At 65.0% G+C, this 1,082-nt stretch carries 2 protein-coding genes and 1 pseudogene; all 3 read right to left on the bottom strand.

Annotated features, from left to right (window positions below; all coding sequences use genetic code 11):
* Positions 1 to 195 (bottom strand): annotated as a pseudogene (locus tag EN749_RS36245) (hypothetical protein); the annotation flags it as partial.
* A 202-nt stretch (positions 196 to 397) separates the two neighbouring features.
* A complete protein-coding gene (locus tag EN749_RS36240; protein ID WP_245491591.1) occupies positions 398 to 643 on the bottom strand; it encodes a hypothetical protein in 246 nt (81 codons plus the stop codon).
* A 161-nt stretch (positions 644 to 804) separates the two neighbouring features.
* Positions 805 to 1,082 (bottom strand): SOS response-associated peptidase family protein (locus EN749_RS36235; RefSeq protein ID WP_189368007.1); only part of this gene is annotated, 278 nt, incomplete at its 5' end.

Below are 1,082 nucleotides of genomic sequence, written 5' to 3'. Positions count from 1 at the left end.
GACATCGCCCTTGGCGTCCGAAAGCGGATCGAACCAGCCCTTGCCGTCATGGATGACGATGATGATTGCGTCCCCGCGGCGATGTTTCATCGCCCTGCGCGTGCTCTCCTTGAGATCGAGCGCAAACCCGCAATGATCCAGTACGGCGCCGCAGGGCACTTTTTCTTTCAGCTCTTCCAGTTCTGCTTTTTCCATATTCGCCTGCACGTGCCCTGACGCGCTCCTTCCTATCCGATTCCCGCCCCAAGCTTATGGGGCATGAACCGGATGCCGCGAAGAGCAAGGCGGGCAAGGGCGCGGCCGGCAACCAGGCGATAGTGCCGGGTTGCCGGAACTGCAGGCCGCGGCGCAGCTTCCCTTACCGGCCGCAGCGCGCAAGCGGCAACACCACCTACCATCAGGTACCGCGGCGCTCTTCCTCGGCCACGATCGCGCGCACCGCGTCAATATCCATCGCCGCCTGCGGCGCGATCCGGCCGACCTCGGCGGCGACCTTGGCCCAGTGATAGAACTCGCCGGCGTCACCTTGCAGGCGCGCTCGGATCGCGCGGCGCTGTGCCTCGTAATAGCCTCTTCGGCCAAGATGAACCTGCGGGCATCGGCTTGCCAACGCCGCCGGATCGCCCGTCTGTGTTCGACCCATCGCCGGATCGCGGTAAACATGGATCCCTCCCTCTTCGCACGACAGCCTCAGTGCGCGTCAGGGATGGCTGCCCGAACGGGTGAAGACCCCCTTTGGGGCTTCAGCTCCGCCAACAGCCCGGCCCGCAGGGCGACGCCAATCACGAAGTTCGGGTTTTTGGTTCAAAATGCGAGCGCCGCCTGTGCAGATGCTTTGCGCGGCTGCGAAACCACGAACGTGCCGGCAGGCAACGGCCGAAGCAGCTCTTCCTCCAAGCAGGTCCGGTCGAGCCAAGCCATCCGCTGATCGCGCCGCAGCACCGCCATCTGCCGGTCGTGGAAGGGCGCCACGTCGTCGTTCGCCTCGATCGTCAGGATGGCATAAGCCTCAGGCCAGTCCCGTGTCGCCGGGCGCCAGACACCAGCGAAATAGAACCAGTCACCGTCGGCGAGCGAGAAGC

The sequence above is a fragment of the Mesorhizobium sp. M7A.F.Ca.ET.027.02.1.1 genome (genome assembly GCF_004022985.1).
GTDB lineage: Bacteria > Pseudomonadota > Alphaproteobacteria > Rhizobiales > Rhizobiaceae > Mesorhizobium.
This window is presented reverse-complemented; position numbering and strand designations above follow the sequence as displayed.

What these genes read in the sequence shown, in the direction of transcription:
- EN749_RS36240 (WP_245491591.1), bottom strand. Translation starts at nt 643, where the DNA reads ATGGGTCGAACACAGACGGGCGATCCGGCGGCGTTGGCAAGCCGATGC.